Origin of the sequence: Pseudomonas sp. (assembly GCF_050739655.1) — a bacterium.
Taxonomy (GTDB): Bacteria; Pseudomonadota; Gammaproteobacteria; order Pseudomonadales; family Pseudomonadaceae; genus Aquipseudomonas.
Genome location: NZ_JBOIBY010000329.1, coordinates 1 through 21,044 on the forward strand (window position 1 = coordinate 1; position 21,044 = coordinate 21,044).

A 21,044-nucleotide genomic window follows, 5' to 3' on the forward strand; every position below is an offset into this window, starting at 1 on the left:
TTCGCGAGCAAGCCCGCTCCCACATTAGGTTCTGCATCAGATCAGAGATCCGATTCCTTGACCGCCCGCACCTTCCCCGCATCCAACGCATACGCCGCATCGGCCAGGTCATTGTTGACCTTCTCCACCTTCAGCGTGCCCGTCACCCACAGCGGCGTGTAGATGTCATCCAGCTTCAAGCCCTTGGGATAACGCACCAGCACCAACTGGTTGGGCGGCGGTGGCGGCACGTGGATGCAGGCGCCCGGATAAGGCACCAGGAAGAACAGCGTGCTGCGGCCCTTGGCGTCGGTTTCCAGCGGCACGGGGTAGCCGCCAATGCGAATATTCTTGCCGTTCATGGCAGCCACCGTCTTGGTGGAATACATAACCGCCGGCAAACCCTTGCTCTGCTTCAGGCCACCCTTTGCGGTGAACGTGCCTTGGGCTTCCGGGGAGTTGTGGTCGATTTCCGGCATTTCTTCGAGGGCTTTCTGGTCCGACTTGGGCATCAGTTCCAGCCAGTCGGTTTCCGGCAGTTCGCCAGCGTGGGCCAACCCGGTGCATAGAAGAAGGGATAACAGAAGACGGCGCATGGAGAGGCTCGGCAAGGATTACAGTGCCGGCATTCTAGCCCTCTGCGCCTGCGCAGCGCAGAGGGCCTGGTCGCTAAATTACTTCTTTTTCAGCAGACCGTAGATCACCAGCAGCACCACGGCACCCACCAGCGCACCAATGAAGCCTGCGCCCTGGCCCGCCTGATAGATGCCCAGTGCCTGGCCACCATAAGTCGCAACCAGCGAACCGGCGATACCCAGCAGGATGGTCATGATCCAGCCCATGCTGTCGTCGCCTGGCTTCAGGAAACGCGCCAGCAGGCCGACGATCAAACCGATAAAGATGGTCCCAATGATACCCATGGCATTTCCCTCTGATTGAAGTGAATTCAGTCAAAGCCTAGTCAGACTTTGGCTTCCTGCAATCAGAGGGTGGCGGGTACCAATGGTTCCGCCCGGCCTTGGGTTATTGCTCGGCGATCAGCGCTTCGACCTTGAGGATCTGCGCTTGCAGCGTCGCGCGATCCTTGCAGCGCAGGTTGGCGTGGCCGACCTTGCGCCCGGCCTTGAACGCCTTGCCGTAGTGATGCAGATGGCAGTCATCAATCGCGATCACGCGATCAACCGGCGGCACCACGCCGATGAAGTTGAGCATGGCGCTCTCGCCGACTTTTGCCGTGGAGCCCAATGGCAAGCCCGCTACCGCCCGCAGGTGGTTTTCGAACTGGCTGCACTCGGCGCCTTCGGTGGTCCAGTGCCCGGAGTTGTGCACGCGCGGGGCGATTTCGTTGGCCTTGAGGCCACCGTCGACTTCAAAGAACTCGAACGCCATCACGCCGACGTAATCCAGTTGCTTAAGCACACGGCTCGAATAATCTTCGGCCAGGGCTTGCAGCGGGTGATCGGTGCTGGCCACGGACAGCTTGAGGATGCCGCTGTCGTGGGTGTTGTGCACCAGCGGGTAGAAACGCGTTTCGCCATCGCGGGCACGCACGGCAATCAGCGAGACTTCACCGGTGAACGGCACGAAGCCTTCCAGCAGGCAGGCAACGCTGCCCAGTTCGGCGAAGGTACCGACCACGTCGGCGGCGGTGCGCAGGACTTTCTGGCCCTTGCCGTCGTAACCCAGGGTGCGGGTCTTCAACACGGCCGGCAGGCCGATGGAGGCGACTGCGGCGTCCAGGTCAGCCTGGGACTGGATGTCGGCGAAAGCCGGTGTCGGGATGCCCAGGTCCTTGAACATGCTCTTCTCGAACCAGCGGTCACGCGCGATGCGCAAGGCTTCGGCGCTCGGGTATACCGGCACGAACTGCGACAGGAAGGCCACGGTTTCAGCCGGGACGCTTTCGAACTCGAAGGTCACCAGGTCGACTTCATCGGCCAGTTGGCGCAGGTGATCCGGGTCGCTGTAGTCCGCACGCAGGTGTTCACCCAGCGCAGCTGCGCAGGCATCTGGTGCCGGATCCAGGAAAGCGAAGTTCATCCCCAGCGGCGTACCCGCCAGGGCCAGCATGCGGCCCAGTTGGCCGCCACCGATTACACCGATTTTCATCAATCAACCACCTCAGGCAATGCGTGGGTCTGGATTGTCCAGGACGCTGTCTGTCTGCTCAGCACGGAATTTTTTCAGCGCCGCGTGGAACTGCGGGTGCTTGGCGCCGAGGATGCTGGCGGACAACAAGGCAGCGTTGATCGCGCCGGCCTTGCCGATCGCCAGGGTGGCCACCGGAATACCGGCGGGCATCTGCACGATGGACAACAGCGAATCCACGCCCGAGAGCATCGACGACTGCACCGGTACGCCCAGCACTGGCAGGTGAGTCTTGGCCGCACACATGCCTGGCAGGTGAGCTGCGCCGCCGGCACCGGCGATGATGACCTCGATGCCACGGGATTCTGCTTCATCGGCATACTGGAACAGCAAATCCGGAGTGCGGTGGGCGGAAACCACCTTCACTTCGTAGGGAATGCCGAGTTTTTCCAGCATATCGGCGGTGTGGCTAAGGGTGGACCAATCGGACTTGGAGCCCATGATCACGCCAACCAATGCACTCATCGTCGTGCCTCTTCTCTCTGGGCGCCCGCAGGCGCATCAAAAAACAACAAGCCACGCAGAATGCGTGGCTTGATTGTACGAATTATGGCCAGGCGAACCGGCCGAAGGCCGCGCAGTATACCTCAATGAAGCAGATAAACAGCCCCCGAGTTGACCATCTGTCGTGCGATCGATAAAGGCGTACTTCTTGACTATCAAGTCAATCATTTAGGCTCAGGCATGTAGTGAAGTGCTTGATCTCTTACTTCACTACATTCCACGATACTTATAACTTGCAGCTTCCATCTTTTTAACTTCAAACACATAAAAAAACAAATCATAACTAGAAAAATACTTACACCCAACCTAGTTTAAATTAACAAAACACTTAACTTAAACAGGAAGTTCAGCAACCATGAAAATGAGCATTACAATAATCATAGTCATTCATCGTGACCTGGAGAATTATCAAAAAAATACTTTATATACCGATTATTTTGTCTGGCTGAAAACAGAGCTTGAATCCATCTCGGGGCGTGAAGTCAAATTTGCAATATATCATTGGGACGAAGCTCCAATATTTGCAGAATATAACTATCAGAACGATGATATCTCTGCCGCCTTGCAAGGTTGGACAGACTTGTTACACGACTGGTATGCGAGTCATTCAGAGAGGGATCGTGATGAAACGAATCTCATGAAAACGCTGTTACTTACCCGTCACCCTATCAGCGTAAGGTTCGGTGGACTTAATAACATACAAGGCGTAGCGACACGGGAGGGTCACTGCGCAATTGCATCGATCAACTCTTACCGAGTTCCCGCACATGAAATAGGTCATATGTTGGGGGCTACCCACGAAGATAGCGATGTGATCTATGACGGATGGTGGCACGACACGATCATGCTCAGCGATGATTTTTCGCCTCTGCGCGGAAATGCATACCGTTACAGCGACAAAAATAGGGAAAACATTCGCCAGTACCTCAATCGCTTTCCATAAGTTCAGGCCGCGCAGTGACATTTACCCGGCTGACTATGCTTGACGCTCAAGTTCGTTAGCGGCAGAGCCATACGGCTCTGCGCTATTTAATTATTAATGACTGCTCGCCGCTCCACCCTCAAGCTTGCGCCACAGCAACCGCACGTTTGCCTTGCGTACCAGCGCACAGCGGTACAAACGAATCTCCAGCGGCACATGCCATTGCGGGCCGCCGCAGACCACCAACTCACCGCGCGCCAGTTCAGCACGCACACTCAGTTGCGGTACCCAGGCAATTCCCAACCCCTCAAGCGCCATGCTCTTGAGGCTGTCAGCCATGGCCGTCTCGTAAATGGTCGTGAAGCGTAATGCGCGCTGGCGCAGCAAACCGTTCACCGAACGGCCAAGAAACGCACCGGCGCTATAGGCCAGGAGCGGCACGCTAGCCTCGCCTTCCAGATCAAACAGCGGTTTACCGTCAGCATCCGCCGCGCAAACCGGCAACATTTCGGTGTGCCCCAAGTGCATCGAGGGGAAAATTTCCGGGTCCATCTGCATTGCCGCGTCCGGGTCATAGAACGCCAGCATCAAGTCGCAGCCACCTTCGCGCAATGCATGTACCGCATCGCCCACGTTGGTGGCCACCAATCGTGTGGCAATGTTCAAACCCTCATTGCGCAACTGTGCGATCCAGCGCGGGAAGAACCCCAGTGCCAAGGAGTGCGCAGCGGCGACTTGCATCACTTCACCCTGCCCGCCTTCCAGATGATGCAGATGGCGCAGCACTTCACCGAGCTGATCGACTACGGTGCGTGCTGTCACCAGAAACAACTGTCCCGCCGCCGTCAGTTCGATCGGCGTGCGCGAGCGGTTGACCAAGGTCAGTCCCAGCGCGGCTTCGAGACTGCGTATCCGGCGACTGAATGCAGGCTGGGTCACGAAGCGTCGTTCCGCCGCCTGGGAGAAACTACGGGTAGCAGCCAGGGCACTGAAGTCCTCCAGCCATTTACTTTCAAGATTCATCTAGCCCTCCCGGACACGCACCAAAACAGGTCACACGCTCGCCGCGAACACGGCGTCACACGGGCATTATGCCGAATGTGCATAGGCCAGTGTTTAACAGCATTGGCCCAAAATTCTTCACAAGCCTAGCATTTGCAGTGTTCCGGCACAGACCGGGTCCATATCGAGATGATTTCTATCATGTCCTCCGCTGCATCTTTCCGCACAGAAAAAGACCTGCTTGGCAAACTCGAAGTACCTGCTCAAGCGTATTACGGCATCCAGACCCTGCGAGCGGTGAACAACTTCCGTCTCTCCGGCGTTCCGATTTCGCATTACCCGAAGCTGGTTGTCGGCCTGGCGATGGTCAAACAAGCCGCCGCTGACGCCAACCGCGAGTTGGGTCACCTGAGCGAAGCCAAGCACGCTGCCATCAGCGAAGCCTGTGCCCGTCTGATCCGCGGCGATTTCCACGAAGAGTTCGTGGTGGACATGATTCAAGGCGGCGCTGGCACTTCGACCAACATGAATGCCAACGAAGTCATCGCCAACATCGCACTGGAGGCCATGGGTCACCAGAAAGGCGAATACCAGTACCTGCACCCGAACAACGACGTGAACATGGCGCAGTCGACCAACGACGCTTACCCGACGGCGATTCGCCTGGGTCTGCTGCTGGGTCACGACACGTTGCTGGCCAGCCTCGACAGCCTGATCCAGTCGTTCGCCGCCAAAGGTGAAGAATTCAGCCACGTTTTGAAGATGGGCCGTACCCAACTGCAAGACGCCGTGCCGATGACCCTGGGCCAGGAATTCCGCGCTTTCGCCACCACGTTGGGTGAAGACCTTGCACGCCTGAAAACACTGGCGCCAGAACTGCTGACCGAAGTGAACCTGGGCGGCACCGCGATTGGCACCGGCATCAACGCCGACCCGCGTTACCAGCTCCTGGCCGTTCAGCGCCTGGCCACCATCAGCGGTCATCCGCTGGTTCCGGCAGCCGACCTGATCGAAGCCACCTCCGACATGGGCGCTTTCGTACTGTTCTCCGGCATGCTCAAGCGTACCGCGGTCAAGCTGTCGAAGATCTGCAACGACCTGCGCCTGCTGTCCAGCGGCCCGCGCACCGGCATCAACGAAATCAACCTGCCGGCGCGTCAGCCAGGCAGCTCGATCATGCCTGGCAAGGTCAACCCGGTTATTCCGGAAGCCGTAAACCAGGTTGCGTTCCAGGTCATCGGTAACGATCTGGCCCTGACCATGGCGGCCGAAGGCGGCCAACTGCAACTGAACGTGATGGAGCCGCTGATCGCTTTCAAGATCCTCGACTCGATCCGCCTGCTGCAACGCGCCATGGACATGCTGCGCGAGCACTGCATCACCGGTATCACCGCCAACGAAGAACGTTGCCGTGAACTGGTCGAGCACTCGATCGGTCTGGTCACCGCGCTGAACCCGTACATCGGCTACGAAAACGCCACCCGCATCGCCCGTATCGCTCTCGAAAGCGGCCGCGGCGTGCTGGAACTGGTGCGCGAAGAAGGCCTGCTCGACGACGCCATGCTTGCCGACATCCTGCGCCCGGAAAACATGATTGCTCCGCGTCTGGTTCCGCTTAAAGCCTGATCCGACGCGTTATTGGTAGCACCGCTCACCAGGTCGAGGGACTAGACACCTCTCACCTTTTGAGGGCCTGGAGATCACTCTCCAGGCCCTTTTTTTATCCGCTGCCGATGCAATGACTGTGGGAGCGAGCCTGCTCGCGATGAACCTGAGGGCGCCGCGTTCCCAAGCGAATACGGCGTACTCCTGACGCCCATCGCGAGCAGGCTCGCTCCCACAGAAAAGCATCGGTATAGTGCCGCCCCTCTTCGCAGGGGCGGTCGTCGGTAGCGAGCCCACAACCCATGCGAAACCCGAACTCATAACAAACCCGCAATTTGGAACCGGGACGAAAAATCGCCTCGCCTGTTTTGCCGCGCGCAAACCGGTGTAACGCGATGTTTCTCACCACCCAGCATTTGCCTACATAAAAAACAGCGAGGAATAATCCATGCTCGAAGTCATTAACGACTTCCTCTCAGGGAAAGTACTGATCGTGCTCATTGTCGGGCTCGGTAGCTACTTCACGATCCGCTCGCGTTTCGTACAACTGCGTCACTTCTTCCACATGTTCGCGGTGTTCCGCGACAGCCTCAAAAGCAGCGCCGGGCAACTCAGCTCGTTCCAGGCACTGATGCTTAGCCTCGCCGGCCGCGTCGGTGCGGGCAACATCGCCGGCGTCGGTATTGCCGTGACCCTGGGTGGACCCGGTGCGGTGTTCTGGATGTGGGTGACCGCACTGGTCGGCATGTCCAGCAGCTTCTTCGAATGCTCTCTCGGCCAGCTCTACAAGCGCTGCGACTCCGAAGGCCAATTCCGTGGAGGTCCGTCCTACTACATCCAGCACGGTTTGCAGAAGCGCTGGCTGGGTATGATCATGGCGTTCCTGCTGCTGATCACTTTTGGATTTGCCTTCAACGGCCTGCAATCCCACGCCGTGACCCACTCGCTGAACAATGCGTTCGGTCTGGACACGACCTACACAGGTATTGCTCTGGCGGTACTGCTGGGCCTGGTGTTCATCGGCGGTATCAAGCGGATCGCCAAGGTCGCTGACCTGCTGGTGCCGGTCAAAACCCTGGTGTACATCGGCGTCACCATCTACGTCATCGTGCTGCAGTTTGACCATGTTCCAGCCATGTTGATGACCATCGTCAAAAGCGCCTTCGGGCTCGACCAGGCTTTCGGTGGCCTGATCGGTAGCGCCATTATCATGGGCGTGAAGCGTGGTGTGTTCGCCAACGAAGCCGGCCTGGGCAGTGCGCCTAACGTGGCTGCGGTTGCATCGGTCGAGCACCCGGTGGCGCAAGGCGTGGTTCAAGCCTTCAGCGTGTTCCTCGATACCTTCGTGATCTGCACCTGCACCGCGTTGCTGATTCTGCTCTCGGGTTTCTACACCCCGGGCTTCGAAGGCGACGGCATTGCCCTGACCCAGAACTCCCTGGCTGCCGTGGTCGGTGACTGGGGTCGGATGTTCATCTCCGTGGCGCTGGCATTGTTTGTATTCACCTCGATCCTCTACAACTACTACCTGGGCGAGAGCAACCTGCGCTTTTTGATTGGAGAAAACCGCAAGGCGCTGATCGGATACCGCGCGCTGGTGCTGGTGCTGATTTTCTGGGGTGCCATTGAAAACCTCGGCACGGTGTTCGCCTTCGCCGACATCACCATGACCATGCTGGCCTTCGTAAACCTGATCGCGCTGTTCCTGCTGTTCAAGGTCGGCATGCGCATCCTGCGTGACTACGATGACCAGCGCGCCGCTGGCATCAAGACGCCGGTTTTCGATTCGAGCAAGTTCCCCGATCTGGATCTGGACCGCCAGGCCTGGCCGGCAAACCCGCCTGTTGCTCCGCAGGCAAAACCAGTGTCGCTAGGCGTACCCGCAGCGCAACGCTGATTGGTAAAAAGCGGGCGCATCCCTTGCGCCCGTCAGCTAGAGTGCGCAAATCCATTGTGGGAGCGGCGGTGCGGCGATCCCACAATGCAGTCATTGTTTCGGAGAATCTCCCATGAATGCATCGATCTACCCTGCCGCCCAGCACGTCATGGTGCTCTACACCGGCGGCACCATCGGCATGCAGGCCAGCGCCAACGGCCTGGCCCCGGCGTCCGGCTTCGAAGCGCGGATGCACGACTATCTGCAAAGCCAGCCTGAACTGGTGGTGCCGCAGTGGCGCTTCCGTGAGATGTCACCGCTGATCGACAGCGCCAACATGACTCCAACGTACTGGCAGCAACTGCGTGAAGCCGTCGTTGATGCGGTTGATGTACAAGGCTGCGACAGCGTACTGATCCTGCATGGCACCGATACACTGGCCTACAGCGCAGCGGCGATGAGCTTCCAGCTGCTGGGCCTGCACGCCCGCGTTTGCTTCACCGGTTCGATGCTGCCGGCCGGCGTCACTGACAGTGATGCCTGGGAAAACCTCGGCGGTGCATTGGTGGCCTTGGGCAATGGCTTGGCGCCTGGCGTGCATTTGTACTTCCACGGCGAAATTCTGGACCCGACACGATGCGCAAAAGTGCGCAGTTTCGGTCGGCACCCGTTCAAGCGGCTGGAGCGTCAGGGCGGTGGCGTTAAAGCGTCATCGCTGCCGGCACAGTTGAATTACAACCAACCCAAGCAATTGGCGAACGTCGCCGTGCTGCCACTGTTCCCAGGCATCAGCGCCGGGATCCTCGACGGCTTGCTCGACAGCGGCATTCAGGGTCTGGTGCTGGAGTGTTACGGCAGCGGCACTGGCCCCAGCGACAACCCTGAGTTTCTCGCCAGCCTCGGCCGGGCGCGGGACAAAGGTGTCGTGGTAGTCGCGGTGACTCAATGTCATGAAGGTGGCGTTGAGCTGGATGTCTACGAGGCCGGAAGCCGTTTGCGTGGTGTTGGCGTGTTGTCCGGTGGTGGCATGACCCGTGAAGCGGCGTTCGGCAAATTGCATGCATTATTGGGCGCTGGGCTGGCGAGCGATGAAGTCCGTCATCTGGTTGAACAGGATCTGTGTGGCGAGCTGAGCTGAATCCCAACGCAGCCTTCCTGCTGGTTACCCGCAGGAAGGTTTGCGCTGCTCACCCAGGCTACACGTCGAGGAAGATCTCCTTCGCCATCGCCAGACCAATATCGCCTCGCCAAATGCCGGTCACTGAATGGCCGGTGGCTTCTTGATTCTTTTGAAATTTCAGACCGAGGCTGCGTTGTGCCGCTGTTTTGAGGTGGGCCTTGGTAAAGGATGCTGGCGGCGCGTCCTTTTTCAGGTAATGAAAATGGGCATACCACAGCACATTATTGTCGGTGTCGCGGATCTCGTATTCCTGCAGAAAATCAGTGCCCTTACCCGCAGAGCTATCCTTTCGCCCCCCTAGCTTGCGGATGCTTATCTCTTCTTGCCCTGACAGATACTGCACCGCGCCAGAGGTCGGGTTCCTCGACTTGTACATTTCAATGCGTGTTCGCCGTGCCAGCTCCGTAAGCCGCCTGGCTGTATCCCTCAACTCATCGACCACAGGCTGTAAGGACTCTTCACCCACCGGCCGGGTCAACCGCTCGATCTCGTCGGCAGCGGTTTCAATCGGGGGCACCTTAAGCAAGATGAGATCCTCTACGTCGAGTGGAGAACGATTGCTTTGGGACATCCTCTTGGCGTCAGCCACCTGCTCGCTGAACCCGGCCAACAACGTTCGTGCCTGCTTCTCCAGCTTCTTGAGTTTCTTCCTGGCCGAGACGCTCAGCCCTGCGCCTCCCAACAGGCGGGGGTGGTAATCGTAGGTCCAGCGCCCCTGCTCGTCAGCTTTGAGCCTGGGTCCCGTCCGCGCCACAAACTTCGGATCGATGATCACGGCACCGTCGAAAGTGCGTGACACTCGAAACCAGTTGCCTTCGACGCTGGCGTACCAGTTGCTGCCTTGTTGATAAAGTCCTCGAAACTCGCCGGTATTGATCAACGAACCTCCACGCGGTGGCACCGAGAGCTTGAATGTGTCGAGATTGGCCAAATCCTTGAGCGAAAATCGGCTTCGCGCGCTGGTCCATCCGTAAAAGAGCCTCGCTTTTCCTCCAAAAGGGGCTTGAGTCGTTGCCGAGACAGAGCGCCGGTCGATGGCGTTGTCGAGCGGGATAGGACGATCGAGCGACACTTCAGCACGCGCCAAGGCGCGCACCGGTGAACCTGTATGCACCAGTATCAAGGCCAGGTTCATCAAGACATCTGCCGCTGCTTCCCATCGGTTCTCTGCATTTTCGCTTTGGACGAGTACTTCAACGCTCGCCGTGAGTTGGACCAATAGCCCAATAGCTGCCAGCGGGCCGTCAAATAATGGCTGTAGCAAGTTGAACAATGCCCATCCGAAGTCCTTGAGCCGGTCCCAACGTGCCTCTGAGTTCGACACGGAATCGCCGTTGGCCTGCTCGATCAGCGCCTGGGCACAAGCTTGATACAGGGCGCTGAACACATCGACTGACAGCGAGCTACTGGCGAGCGAAACGCTTTGCGACTCAAGCGCGTCGAAGTCACCGAAAACCATCCGACCCACGTGAGGCTCCAGGAAACCGCCGTTCGCATAAACAGGTCGTGTAGTAGACGCGAGCCCTGCAAGCACGCTGCTCTGCAATGGCCCGTCTTTCTGAATGGCGCTTAACAGCGTTACCCAGGAGGCAAACTCGAGCATGGGTTCGTTCGATGCAGGCCGATAGAGAACATGTGGCCCGCGGCCAAACTCCTGCGGACCGATCACAAACATATTCAAGACGTAGTCAGGACTGGCGTCGGTTCCAACCTGGAACCCCAGTGGCCTTACCACCATGGCATGTCCCTCGACCTGGCGATCGACCAAGGCCGGTTGCAGTGCGGCGATAATCTGGCGGTAGGCCTGATTCGACAACTGCTTGCGGATTTTTAATTCCAACGCCAACAGCGGCAGTTGAATGCACATGCTGGCGCGAAACTGTTGTTGTCGGCGGCTGGCTTCATCAGGGTCGTCCAGCAATTCGCGTTGCAGCATGTCGCGATACTGCTGGCCGATGTCAGCGCGAGTAGTCAGCGCCCTCAAGTAGTCATAGGTCATCCACTGCGGGGGTTCGCCGTTGCGATAGCGAATCTGCGATTTAACCAGGGGCAAGGCACCTAGATTTTTCACGGCCAGTTGCGCAAATGACGAGGTAGTCGACTGGTAGCGAAGTTCGGGGATGGGTGGATCGATGATTTCAAATGCGCTGTTCGTCACCCGCTGCAACGTCACCTCGATGTCGCGCACATTGATATCTGAGCGGGTCGGATCGTCCGCAAGTATCAGCGCCTTCAACACTTGCTCGGCAAAGTCAGGCATCGGAGCAATACCCGACAGGAATGAGGTGCCGGTTCGATTTTGCTCCGCCAGCGAGGCCAGCAGGCGGCTGTAATCACTGCGCTGCGCCGCAGAGGCTTGCTTGAGCCATGACGGCAGCAAGTCTTCCAGGGTCGACAGCCTTGCCTCATGCCCTGACCGAAAGGCGCCAAGTAATGCAGTCGGGCTACTGATCTGCTCCAGCCGTCGTTCAAGACTTGGCAAGTCTGCGAAGGCTGTTGGATCGATCGTCGCGATAACCTGCAGTTGTCGCTCGAGAAGGCTCAGGGTCAACGCATCAAAGACGTCATGTTCAGGCAGGTAGTTTCGCAGTGACAAAGGCCCCGCGCGGCGTACGCCAAACCATGATTGCTCCATGGCTTGCGCAGAACTGAACACTTCAATCCCACCGGACAATGTGTACAGCAGCGCAATGGTTCGCTCTCCAATACTGCGGGCCATCGACAGCACCAGCACATCATCCGCAGACGAGGCACTGACGTCCTCGTACACGAAGGTAATGCCAGCCTGGGTCGCCGCATCACCCTGAACCCTCTCGCGTTCAGTGTTATCGGGGTCATCAAGTACGCTCTGGACCACCTGCAATGCTTCACCGACAAGTGCCTGAGAGGCTATGCGCAGTTGCTCTCGAAACAGGTCGCAAAGTTGCCGCCAGGGACTGGCGGCGCTCTCGCTCGGTTGACTCCAGAAGGCCGTCAGTTGTTGTTGATAGCACTCCAGCAATAGCGGGCCCCACTCATCGAGCATCTGCTGGATGTCGTTCAGACCGACTCCAACGGCTTGAGGAGTCTCTACATTGGCGTGCCGTGAGAGAAAGCTCGCATCACTGAATACCCGACAACTGCCTTGCCAATAGCGCTCAAGCAAAAGATCCGTCAGTCCATAGCTGCGATAACCTTCAAAGCCTGACTGGCCTTGGGTTGCACGCCATTGAGGCTCAAGGACGGCAGCGCTGGCGGCCTGAATATCGAAGTCGGGAAAACGCTCATCAAGGACTTGTTGCAAGGTCCTTTGTGCCGTTTCTCGCAGGGTCGGGCGATCGGCAAACAGGTGCAGAACGTCCAGGGCCAGTAATGCCACATCGGAGTCCGGCCCCAGGGGTCGCAGCGGTCGAGTAGAGGTCGGAATAAGGTCTGTAGGGTTCATGATTCAGGTCCATCCTTGGTGACGTGAAATGTCGTAACGACCGCCAACGCGCGGGCGCGCAACAGTCATGTCCAAGGTAAGCGCCTTGCTGGCGTGGTAGGCGGTATCTGGATATGGAGCTGGTGTCGGGCAGCTTCACCGGGTACTCCGTAAACCCAATCCATCAGGCACGGCACACAACTTGCTCCCCATTGCGGCAACCCAAGGCTGGAAATTCCTATGCTCCACTCCCATCTCACCACGCTCAATGCCGTCTCATTGGTGCTCAACGCCTTCAAGGCTGATGGCCTGTCCAGCGAAGCGTTGCTGGCCGGTAGCGGCATCAGTGCGGCCGATCTGAACCGTGCCGACACTCGTATTACCACCAATCAAGAGATGCGAGTCTGCGCCAATGCCGTTGCACTCAAGCGGGACATTGGCCTGGAGTTGGGCCGGCGAATGCACGTCTCCTGCTACGGCATGCTCGGTTATGCCCTGCTCACCTGTGCCACCTTCGGTGACGCTTTGCGTCTGGCGATACGCTACCCGGCGCTGTTGGGAACACTTTTTGAACTGAGCCTGGAGGACGACGGCGAGCGCGTCTGGTTCGCCGCCGCCGATTACCGCGAGAGTCCAGCCATGGCAGTGTTCAACGCCGAGTTCTGCCTGGTGTCGCTGAAAGTCACCTGTGACGATCTGCTTGGCCATCCATTGCCTTTGCTTGCTGCACGTTTCGAACATTGCGCCCCTGATTACGAAGCGTCCTACGCTCAACACTTTGACTGCCCGCTGCACTTTGGCGCTCGGAATAATGCATTCGCCTTCGACAAGCGCTGGCTCGACCAGCCACTGCCACTGGCGGACCTCATCACCCACCAGGCCATGGCTGAACGCTGCCGAAAACAGAACCTCGAATTCACCGGTCGTCAGGCATGGCTGGGGCGGATTCGGCAATTGCTCAGCGCGCAATTGAATGCCGCACCTGGGCTTGAGGGTCTTGCCGAACAAATGAATTGTTCGGCACGTACCTTGCGCCGTCATCTCAAGGATTTAGGCTGCAGCTATCAGGAATTGCTCGACGAATTACGCTTCGAGCAGGCCAAGCAAATGCTTTGCGAGGATCAGTTGCCGATCTATCAAATTGCCGAGGCGTTGGGCTTTAGCGAAACGGCCAGTTTTCGCCATGCGTTTGTACGCTGGAGCGGTGTGGCGCCCAGCCAGTTCCGGCCACACGGTTAGCTCTTGTGGGAGCGGGCTTGCTCGCGAAAAACCCATAGACGCCGCGACCATTCAAGAGGCTCGCGTTATCGTTAACGTTTTTCGCGAGCAATCTCGCTCCTACAATTCCTGGCAAGCCTGCTCCCACGGGTATTTCACTTCGCCAGGGTTCCCTCGCGCCAAAAAGGGGCGAATTTCGGTCAGAGTTATTGGCCATATCAATCCCCTTTTGGCCTTTCCTACCGTTTTCCAAAACTGTCTGCGCCGCAACACTGTGTTCAACCGAATCAGCCTGCGGAGAACAAGAAATGCTGACGATCTACTCGGATGATCACCACCTGCACCACGGCCGTTGCGAATTGATCGACGGCCAGCTCAAGCCTTGTTTCGAGATGCCGTCCCGTGCCGACCACGTATTGGCCCGCGTGCAGAACCAGAACCTCGGCCCGGTACAAGGGCCGAAAGACTTCGGCCTCGACCCGATTGCCCGCATCCACAGCCGCGACTACCTCGACTTCTTCAAAGGCGCCTGGGCCCGTTGGACCGAGTTCAACACCGACGGTGACTTGCTGCCCTACACTTGGCCGGCCCGCACCCTGCGCCAGAAAAAACCCACGAGCCTGCACGGCGAACTCGGTTACTACAGCTTCGACGGCGGCGCCCCGATCACCGCCGGTACCTGGCAAGCCGCCTACAGTGCAGCGCAAGTTGCCCTCACTGCCCAAGCCGAAATCCAGCGCGGCGCCCAGGCTGCCTTCGCACTGTGCCGCCCGCCGGGACACCACGCCGCCGGCGATTTGATGGGCGGTTATTGCTACCTCAACAACGCCGCCATCGCCGCCCAGGCCTTCCTCGATCAGGGCCATAAAAAGGTCGCGATCCTCGACGTCGATTACCACCACGGCAACGGCACCCAATCGATTTTCTACGAGCGCAGCGATGTGTTGTTCACCTCGATCCACGGCCACCCGGAAGCCGAGTTTCCGTTCTTCCTCGGCTACGACGATGAACGCGGCGAAGGCGCTGGCGAAGGGTTCAACTTCAACTATCCGTTGGCCGCCGGTTCAGGCTGGGACACCTGGAGTGATGCGCTGGAGCAAGCCTGCAAGGAAATCGAAAGCTACGGTGCCGATATCATCGTCGTATCCTTGGGCGTCGACACGTTCAAGGACGATCCGATCTCGCAATTCAAACTCGACAGTCCGGATTACCTGGCGATGGGCAAGCGCATTGCCGGCCTTGGCGTACCGACGCTGTTCGTGATGGAGGGCGGTTACGCGGTCGAAGAGATCGGCATCAACGCCGTGAACGTTCTTGAAGGTTTTGAAAGCGCCCAGGGGAAATGACCGACATGAACAGACTCACGCGTTTTATCGCGCCAGCGCTCTGCGCCACGGTGCTCAGTGGCGCCGCCCACGCCGAAGAGCGAACGCTGCGCGTCTACAACTGGTTCGACTACATCACCCCCAAGGCCCTGGAAGACTTCAAGGCGCAGAACACCCAGACCAAACTGGTCTACGACATCTTCGACACCAACGAAGCGCTGGAGGCCAAGCTGCTGACCGGCAACTCAGGCTACGACGTGGTGGTGCCGTCCAACGTGTTCCTCGCCAAGCAGATTGAAGCCGGCGTGTTCCAGCCGCTGGACCGCAACAAACTGCCGAACTGGAACCACCTCGATCCCAAGCTGATGAAGCTGATCGAAGCCAACGATCCGGGCAACAAATTCGCCGTTCCCTACATGTACGGCACCATTTTGATTGGCTTTAATCCGGACAAGGTCAAGGCAGCCCTCGGCGAAAACGCGCCAGTGGACAGCTGGGACCTGATCTTCAAGGAAGAGAACATCAGCAAGCTCAAACAGTGCGGCGTCGCCCTGCTCGATTCGCCATCGGAGATTCTGCCGCTGGCGCTGCAGCACCTCGGCCTGGACCCCAACAGCAAGAAGCCCGCGGATTACGAAAAGGCTGAAGCGCTGTTGATGAAAATCCGCCCGTACGTGACCTACTTCCACTCCTCGAAGTACATGGCCGACATCGCCAATGGTGACATCTGCGTCGCCGTCGGATATTCCGGCAGCTTCTCGCAAGCCGCCAACCGCGCCAAGGAGGCCAAGAATGGCGTGACCGTCGATATGCGCCTGCCGAAAGAAGGCGCGCCGATCTGGTTCGACATGCTGGCGATTCCCAAGGGTGCGAAAAACACCGAAGACGCCTACACCTTCATCAACTACCTGCTGCAACCCCAGGTAATTGCGCCGGTCAGCGACTTCGTCGGATACCCGAACCCGAACAAGGACGCCACGGAACTGGTCGACCCGGCGATCCGCAATAACCCGAACCTGTATCCGACCGATGCGGCAATGAGCACGCTCTATACCCTGCAACCGCTACCGCGCGATGCCGAGCGCGCCCGCACCCGAGCCTGGACCAAGATCAAGTCCGGCACCTGACACACCTCGAGATCCACCGACAAAAGACCTGCGCTAACGCAGGTCTTTTTTTGCCCGCGATATTTATATACCGCCAACATCACGCTACCCGTCACTACTGTGCGGTGGACCGTGCACCGACTATTCAACGGTGCTGCCACCCTCACAAAGGATGTGACCATGCCGGACGCAAACGACTCTGCCTCAACCGGGCTTCCAGCCGATCAAGAAGCCCTGCTCACCCAATTGGTGGCAGGGCCTTCGATCAGGGAAGTTGCCACCCAGGCACTGCTACCCGAACTGAAAGCGCTGTACCCAACCCTGCCAATCGATCCTCGCCTGGCCATGGTGGTAACGCCGACCTGGACTTTACACAAACAACACGTCGTCCCCGGGCCACGCCATTTCGAATCGCTGACCGACGCCCTGGTACGCCATGGAGTAACAGATACACCCGTGGTCTATCTCGATGGCGAGCATTTCCTCACGCTGCAACCTCAAGAAGCGACCCCGGCGCACCTGCCCGTCAGCATCGATGCCATCGGGCGCCTGCTCAATGAACTGGCGCCACTGCTGTTTGTCGCGTTCCAGGAGCAACAGGTCGAATACTGGAACCACATCACTGCTCCCTCGACGCCTCGCTGGCAAGGCCTGTCCAAATCTCTACGTGAATTCTGGAATGTAGAAACGAACCCCGAATGGGACAGCGACCAGATCGCCATGGCCCGCCACCTGTTCGCCCATCCAGACAAAAGCACACGCTCAGTGGGTGACCGCTTTGCTTCGCGCGCTTGCCTGATCGACCTTGACTATGCCAGCGACAATGTCTCGATCCACATCAATAACCTCGACGTCGCCGTTCTTATCGGGACTTTGGCCAACCGCACGCTGATTCTGAGTCACACCATCACCTTCGGCTTCCAGACCCACGACTCGTTGGAGTCGCTGGGCAAATCCTTGTTGACGTATCTCAATGGAGAGCCGGGCGACAAGCCCCTGCAGTGGCGGCTAATCGAGCCTGAAGGCAATTTTTTCGATCACCTGGCGTGCAACCTGATTGCCTTGCAAGCAGACGCCATTGCCTCGCTGGGGGACGACAGCAGTGGCGTGAGCCCCGACCTGGCACCTCATATCAGCCGCACGAACAACGATCTCGACCCAACGGACAAACAATCATCCTCACGATTCAAGCAGGTCGAGCAAGCGTTGCCGCAATGGATAGCCAGCGCTTCATCGAGCGACCTTACCGCGTACAGCCGACATTTGATGGATTTGACCACGGTCCGCAATCAGAACGCCGGGAAGTCGTTTCAGGATGGGATCAAACCGATCCGCGAATACACCCTGGATAAACTGCGTGAGGCCATGCTCAGACAGCATGCCGATGCCACACAGCTGAAGCTGGAGGACATCGAAATCGTCGTCGATAGCGTGGTGGTCTGGGGCAGTTTTACGCCACTGGTGGAACCTGAGCGCACCACCTTGAGCCTGGTCGATCTCGCACTGCAAAACCTGATTGCCCTGCCGCTGGGAAACAAATCCGTGCGCAGCTCCAGTGCCACCGCGTTGCCAACATGGATGACGGCGAGCTACCTGGAGGCGTTGATCGTCAGCGTCGACATCGGCAAGAACTACCCGGCATTGATAAAGAGCAAGCTGCTCGACAATCCCCTCGATAGCCTGCGCCGGCAAAACCTGTTTACCAGCCATTTGCGCGTCGAGCTGCCACTGCTGGCCTTGCAACAAAAGATTCGCGCACAAGGCGGGCTCGACGAATTGGGCTATCGCTATGTCGCTGCCGTGGTGCAGCCCCTTGATGCCAATCGCTGGGTGGATGGCCAGGAGATTGTCATTCGGCCATTGGCTTTTAGACCAGGCTGGCGCGCGGGAACCTCCACGGACGAGGTGACCAACATGTTCGTGATCGGGCCTCGACAGATGGATAAAGGACCCTGTCTGCTCTACCGCCCTTTACTTGTTCAACCATTGAGCCAATACCCGACGCCGGCCAACCTGGTCTACGCCATCAAGCATTCCCCGACGTTACGCCAATCGGTACTGGCCTGGCTGCCGGAAGGGGTGCGAGCCAATTACGCCAACTACGTATTCACCGGCGAACGGCCTTCGGTCTGGTCCGTATCGCAACTCCTGGCCGACCCACTGACCTCCCTGCAAATGAGTGGGCCGCTGTCTCTGGGCGCTCAGGTTATCGCTACCGATTACCTGACCACTTTGTACAAGGCCAACATCAATGCAATGGTCGGGCTGGCACAGCAACGATCGGTGTCCAATGCACAAAATCGCTGGGACACCTTCAAGCACGCCGCCTGGATGATCCTCAATGCGGCGCTGCCTTTCCTCGGTAAGACAATCGGGACGGCCGCCTGGATCTGGCAGGTACTGGATGACCTGCAAAACACCCTGGACGCCGGGGAAGCAGGCGACCAGGAACAACAGAAAACCGCAATGACGGACCTGTTGCTGACCCTTGCCATGGTGCTCGCCCACCATGCCAGCACGCGCAACTCAAGTGGCCGCAGACTCGAAGAAAAAAAGCCGACAATTGCGACGACCGAGATCAAGGAAAAACCGGCAGGCCCTATAACCATTTCTCAGAAAACCGACATTGTCGGCGAACTGCCTGCGCAACATCGTATTTCGGTTTTAACCGACGCCGCCCTCAGCCTGACCAAAACCCTGGATAGTTTCAGCATCACCCGACCCGAGCAACTCACGCCGCCCACCAGTGAAAGCGGCAACTATCGCTATCTCTATCGGCATGAGCAGAACTATTACGCCCCTGTGGGTGAACGCTGGTTCGAGGTGAACGTCGAGGATTCCGGCGAAGTATCGATCATCGATACTCGACAACAACCTGTGCGCAGCGGCCCAGCGCTGATCAGCAACACACGGGGCGAGTGGTTCGTCGATACACGCCTTCGGCTGCGGGGCGGCATGCCGAGCCGACGCAAAGTGCTGCAACAGGAAAAAAAGCAACGCATCGCCGAGCTCAAGCAGCAGCTGGCCGAATTTGATAACACCCGTGAACAGGCGCGCACAGAGCTGACGGACGCCCACAACGCGATGAAAAAATCGATCGGTGACGAAGCACTGCTGACCGCCCAAACGCAGTTTCTTGAGAAGCTCGAACGCCGCACTGAGGAGTACGCTGCTCCAATCGAACAATTGAAATCGCTGAACTTGCTCGACACCGTTCCCAGCTACCGAACCAGCATGGTTCAGATGATCGGCACCCAGTTGTTCTTCAACCAGTCATGGCTCGATCAGCGCTATCCAGCTTTCACTCAAACCCTGCGGGAAACCCTGGCGCTACTGGAAGCTGAAGAGTCAGCAGAGGGTACCGGCGACCATGCGACTTACAAGAAAATGGTCGACCTGACCGAGGGCGTGATTGGCAAAATCGAATTTGCCCAATCTCGCTTCCTCGAATTGAGTCGACTCGGTAGAAACGCCGAGGAGGTGGCTGCCACCTACCGGAAAAGTTTGCCCGGGTTCAGCCTTAACGACCTCAAGGCTCTTCAGGTTTCGCTGGCCGCGCAGGTCTGCCTGAAAGAGGGAGACAGCATTGCGCTAACCCAAGCCCGAAACGACCTCACACGTCTGCTCGACACTTCCAACCTGATCATCCAGACATCGCAGGAGCTGATGCTGGAAGAGGATTCTTGGCGTGTTGGCGAACGTACCGAAGGCCTCAGTAGCCTGGTCGAGCAGTTTGCCGCCATGGATCAGTCCTTCGAAGACTTTGCCCTCGCCCACAAGGATGCGGTGCTGGAGCAACCGTTCAGCCACTTGCGCACTCGAGTCAGCGACTTTCACCGTGAAGCCGAGAGTTTCCTGGCGCAGATGCTGCGAGCGCAACAGTCACTGGAGCCTCGCCCAGGCCCATCAAGGTCCGGACCGGCATCGCGAAAGCGAGTAATCAAAACGCGCTTCAAGGGAACGGTGGTGGGTGAACTACGTCCTTCGGCACCGGGAGAACCCACACTGCTCGATGTGAAAGCACCCATGACTGGCAAGGTGATTGCCACCTTTCATGAAAAACAACCAGGTGTCTGGCTTGAACGAGTAGACACCAGCCATCGACGTCCGACAGTCCAGACACCGGACCTCAAGACCCAAATCACTCAAGGCCGGACGTTGCTCGATGGTGTTGATAACTTCATTCGGCAAACTGAAGCGAGCGCAAAAAAGCCGGGGCGTATTCCAGTGGAGATCGAGGAGCTGTTCCAACACAAAGCTGACCACCTCGATGAAAGTGCCAAGGCGCTGGAACAAGCGCCGACCCACTCCAATTCAACCGACTCCGTGACAACGATGGTTACGGACCTGAAAAGCGAAAGTAATCGACTGTACGCCGAAGGCCACCGGGTTCGGGTCGAGATGATCAAGCAACAGCCGCCCACGGCTGCTCGTGTCGAATGGCTGTCGAGCAAAAATGAAATCGATATTGTGAGAAGTGGTAATCGACGCCAACTCAAAGGCGTGCGTAAGGACTATTTACAGGAGTACGAGATTCGCGAGCGTCGCAGCGGACAACCATTGTGGTACGCACATTTTCATTACACCACCCGCGATACCCCTGCCGAGGCATTTACTGCTGCCCACCTGAAGCTGCGTGAGCAACGGCTGATGGCCGGGGCATTCGACCTGACTTCGGCCTCCAGCAGCCAATTGATCGCCATCTATCGCAGCGAGATCAGCCCGCAACTGGCGCGCTCGCTGTTCTTTTCATGAGCCTCGCACGTCAAAAAGGAA

Annotated in this window: 14 protein-coding genes; 8 read left to right on the plus strand and 6 right to left on the minus strand. The window is 58.2% G+C overall.

The window, feature by feature from the left end; all coding sequences use genetic code 11:
- Window positions 1-41 precede the first annotated feature (41 nt).
- From ACRESJ_RS15870 to purE, 4 genes are all read right to left on the minus strand, one after another.
- On the minus strand, window positions 42-575 hold the full coding sequence (locus tag ACRESJ_RS15870) for a DUF3299 domain-containing protein (RefSeq protein WP_023659290.1): 534 nt from the start codon (window positions 573-575) through the stop codon (window positions 42-44).
- 78 nt (window positions 576-653) lie between these two features.
- On the minus strand, window positions 654-899 hold the full coding sequence (locus ACRESJ_RS15875) for a GlsB/YeaQ/YmgE family stress response membrane protein (protein ID WP_003213408.1): 246 nt from the start codon (window positions 897-899) through the stop codon (window positions 654-656).
- A gap of 103 nt (window positions 900-1,002) precedes the next feature.
- The gene (locus tag ACRESJ_RS15880) at window positions 1,003-2,088 is read right to left on the minus strand and encodes a 5-(carboxyamino)imidazole ribonucleotide synthase (RefSeq protein ID WP_017476761.1); all 1,086 of its coding nucleotides are present in this window, start codon (window positions 2,086-2,088) and stop codon (window positions 1,003-1,005) included.
- Window positions 2,089-2,100: 12 nt separating this feature from the next.
- The gene (gene purE, locus ACRESJ_RS15885) at window positions 2,101-2,592 is read right to left on the minus strand and encodes a 5-(carboxyamino)imidazole ribonucleotide mutase (RefSeq protein WP_003213411.1); all 492 of its coding nucleotides are present in this window, start codon (window positions 2,590-2,592) and stop codon (window positions 2,101-2,103) included.
- A gap of 394 nt (window positions 2,593-2,986) precedes the next feature.
- Between purE and ACRESJ_RS15890 the strand changes: the two genes are divergently transcribed.
- Window positions 2,987-3,574, plus strand: coding sequence for a reprolysin-like metallopeptidase (locus ACRESJ_RS15890; protein ID WP_431758747.1), 588 nt, complete (start codon window positions 2,987-2,989; stop codon window positions 3,572-3,574).
- A gap of 93 nt (window positions 3,575-3,667) precedes the next feature.
- On the opposite strand, the gene ACRESJ_RS15895 is transcribed toward ACRESJ_RS15890, so the two are convergent.
- Window positions 3,668-4,576, minus strand: a complete 909-nt coding sequence (locus ACRESJ_RS15895; protein WP_431758748.1) for a LysR substrate-binding domain-containing protein — start codon at window positions 4,574-4,576, stop codon at window positions 3,668-3,670.
- 180 nt (window positions 4,577-4,756) lie between these two features.
- On the opposite strand from ACRESJ_RS15895, the gene aspA reads away from it, so the two are divergent.
- The 3 genes from aspA (at window position 4,757) to ACRESJ_RS15910 (ending at window position 9,174) form a co-directional block, all read left to right on the plus strand.
- Entirely contained in the window at window positions 4,757-6,181 is a 1,425-nt protein-coding gene (gene aspA / locus ACRESJ_RS15900) for an aspartate ammonia-lyase (RefSeq protein WP_431758749.1), read from the plus strand.
- 427 nt (window positions 6,182-6,608) lie between these two features.
- A complete protein-coding gene (locus ACRESJ_RS15905; RefSeq protein WP_431758750.1) occupies window positions 6,609-8,057 on the plus strand; it encodes an alanine/glycine:cation symporter family protein in 1,449 nt (482 codons plus the stop codon).
- Between the two features lie 112 nt (window positions 8,058-8,169).
- Complete coding sequence (locus ACRESJ_RS15910; protein ID WP_431758751.1) at window positions 8,170-9,174, plus strand: asparaginase; 1,005 nt, start codon at window positions 8,170-8,172, stop codon at window positions 9,172-9,174.
- A 58-nt stretch (window positions 9,175-9,232) separates the two neighbouring features.
- On the opposite strand, the gene ACRESJ_RS15915 is transcribed toward ACRESJ_RS15910, so the two are convergent.
- Window positions 9,233-12,640 carry a dermonecrotic toxin domain-containing protein gene (locus ACRESJ_RS15915; protein WP_431758752.1) on the minus strand — a complete coding sequence of 1,136 codons (3,408 nt, stop codon included), beginning with the start codon at window positions 12,638-12,640 and terminating at the stop codon, window positions 9,233-9,235.
- Between the two features lie 219 nt (window positions 12,641-12,859).
- Between ACRESJ_RS15915 and ACRESJ_RS15920 the strand changes: the two genes are divergently transcribed.
- From ACRESJ_RS15920 to ACRESJ_RS15935, 4 genes are all read left to right on the plus strand, one after another.
- Window positions 12,860-13,858, plus strand: coding sequence for an AraC family transcriptional regulator (locus ACRESJ_RS15920; protein ID WP_431758753.1), 999 nt, complete (start codon window positions 12,860-12,862; stop codon window positions 13,856-13,858).
- Window positions 13,859-14,145: 287 nt separating this feature from the next.
- Entirely contained in the window at window positions 14,146-15,183 is a 1,038-nt protein-coding gene (locus ACRESJ_RS15925; protein ID WP_431758754.1) for a histone deacetylase family protein, read from the plus strand.
- A 5-nt stretch (window positions 15,184-15,188) separates the two neighbouring features.
- Window positions 15,189-16,289: a polyamine ABC transporter substrate-binding protein gene (locus ACRESJ_RS15930; protein ID WP_431758755.1), complete on the plus strand. Its 1,101-nt coding sequence runs from the start codon at window positions 15,189-15,191 to the stop codon at window positions 16,287-16,289.
- 159 nt (window positions 16,290-16,448) lie between these two features.
- Window positions 16,449-21,023: a hypothetical protein gene (locus ACRESJ_RS15935; RefSeq protein WP_431758756.1), complete on the plus strand. Its 4,575-nt coding sequence runs from the start codon at window positions 16,449-16,451 to the stop codon at window positions 21,021-21,023.
- The last annotated feature ends 21 nt before the right edge of the window (window positions 21,024-21,044 follow it).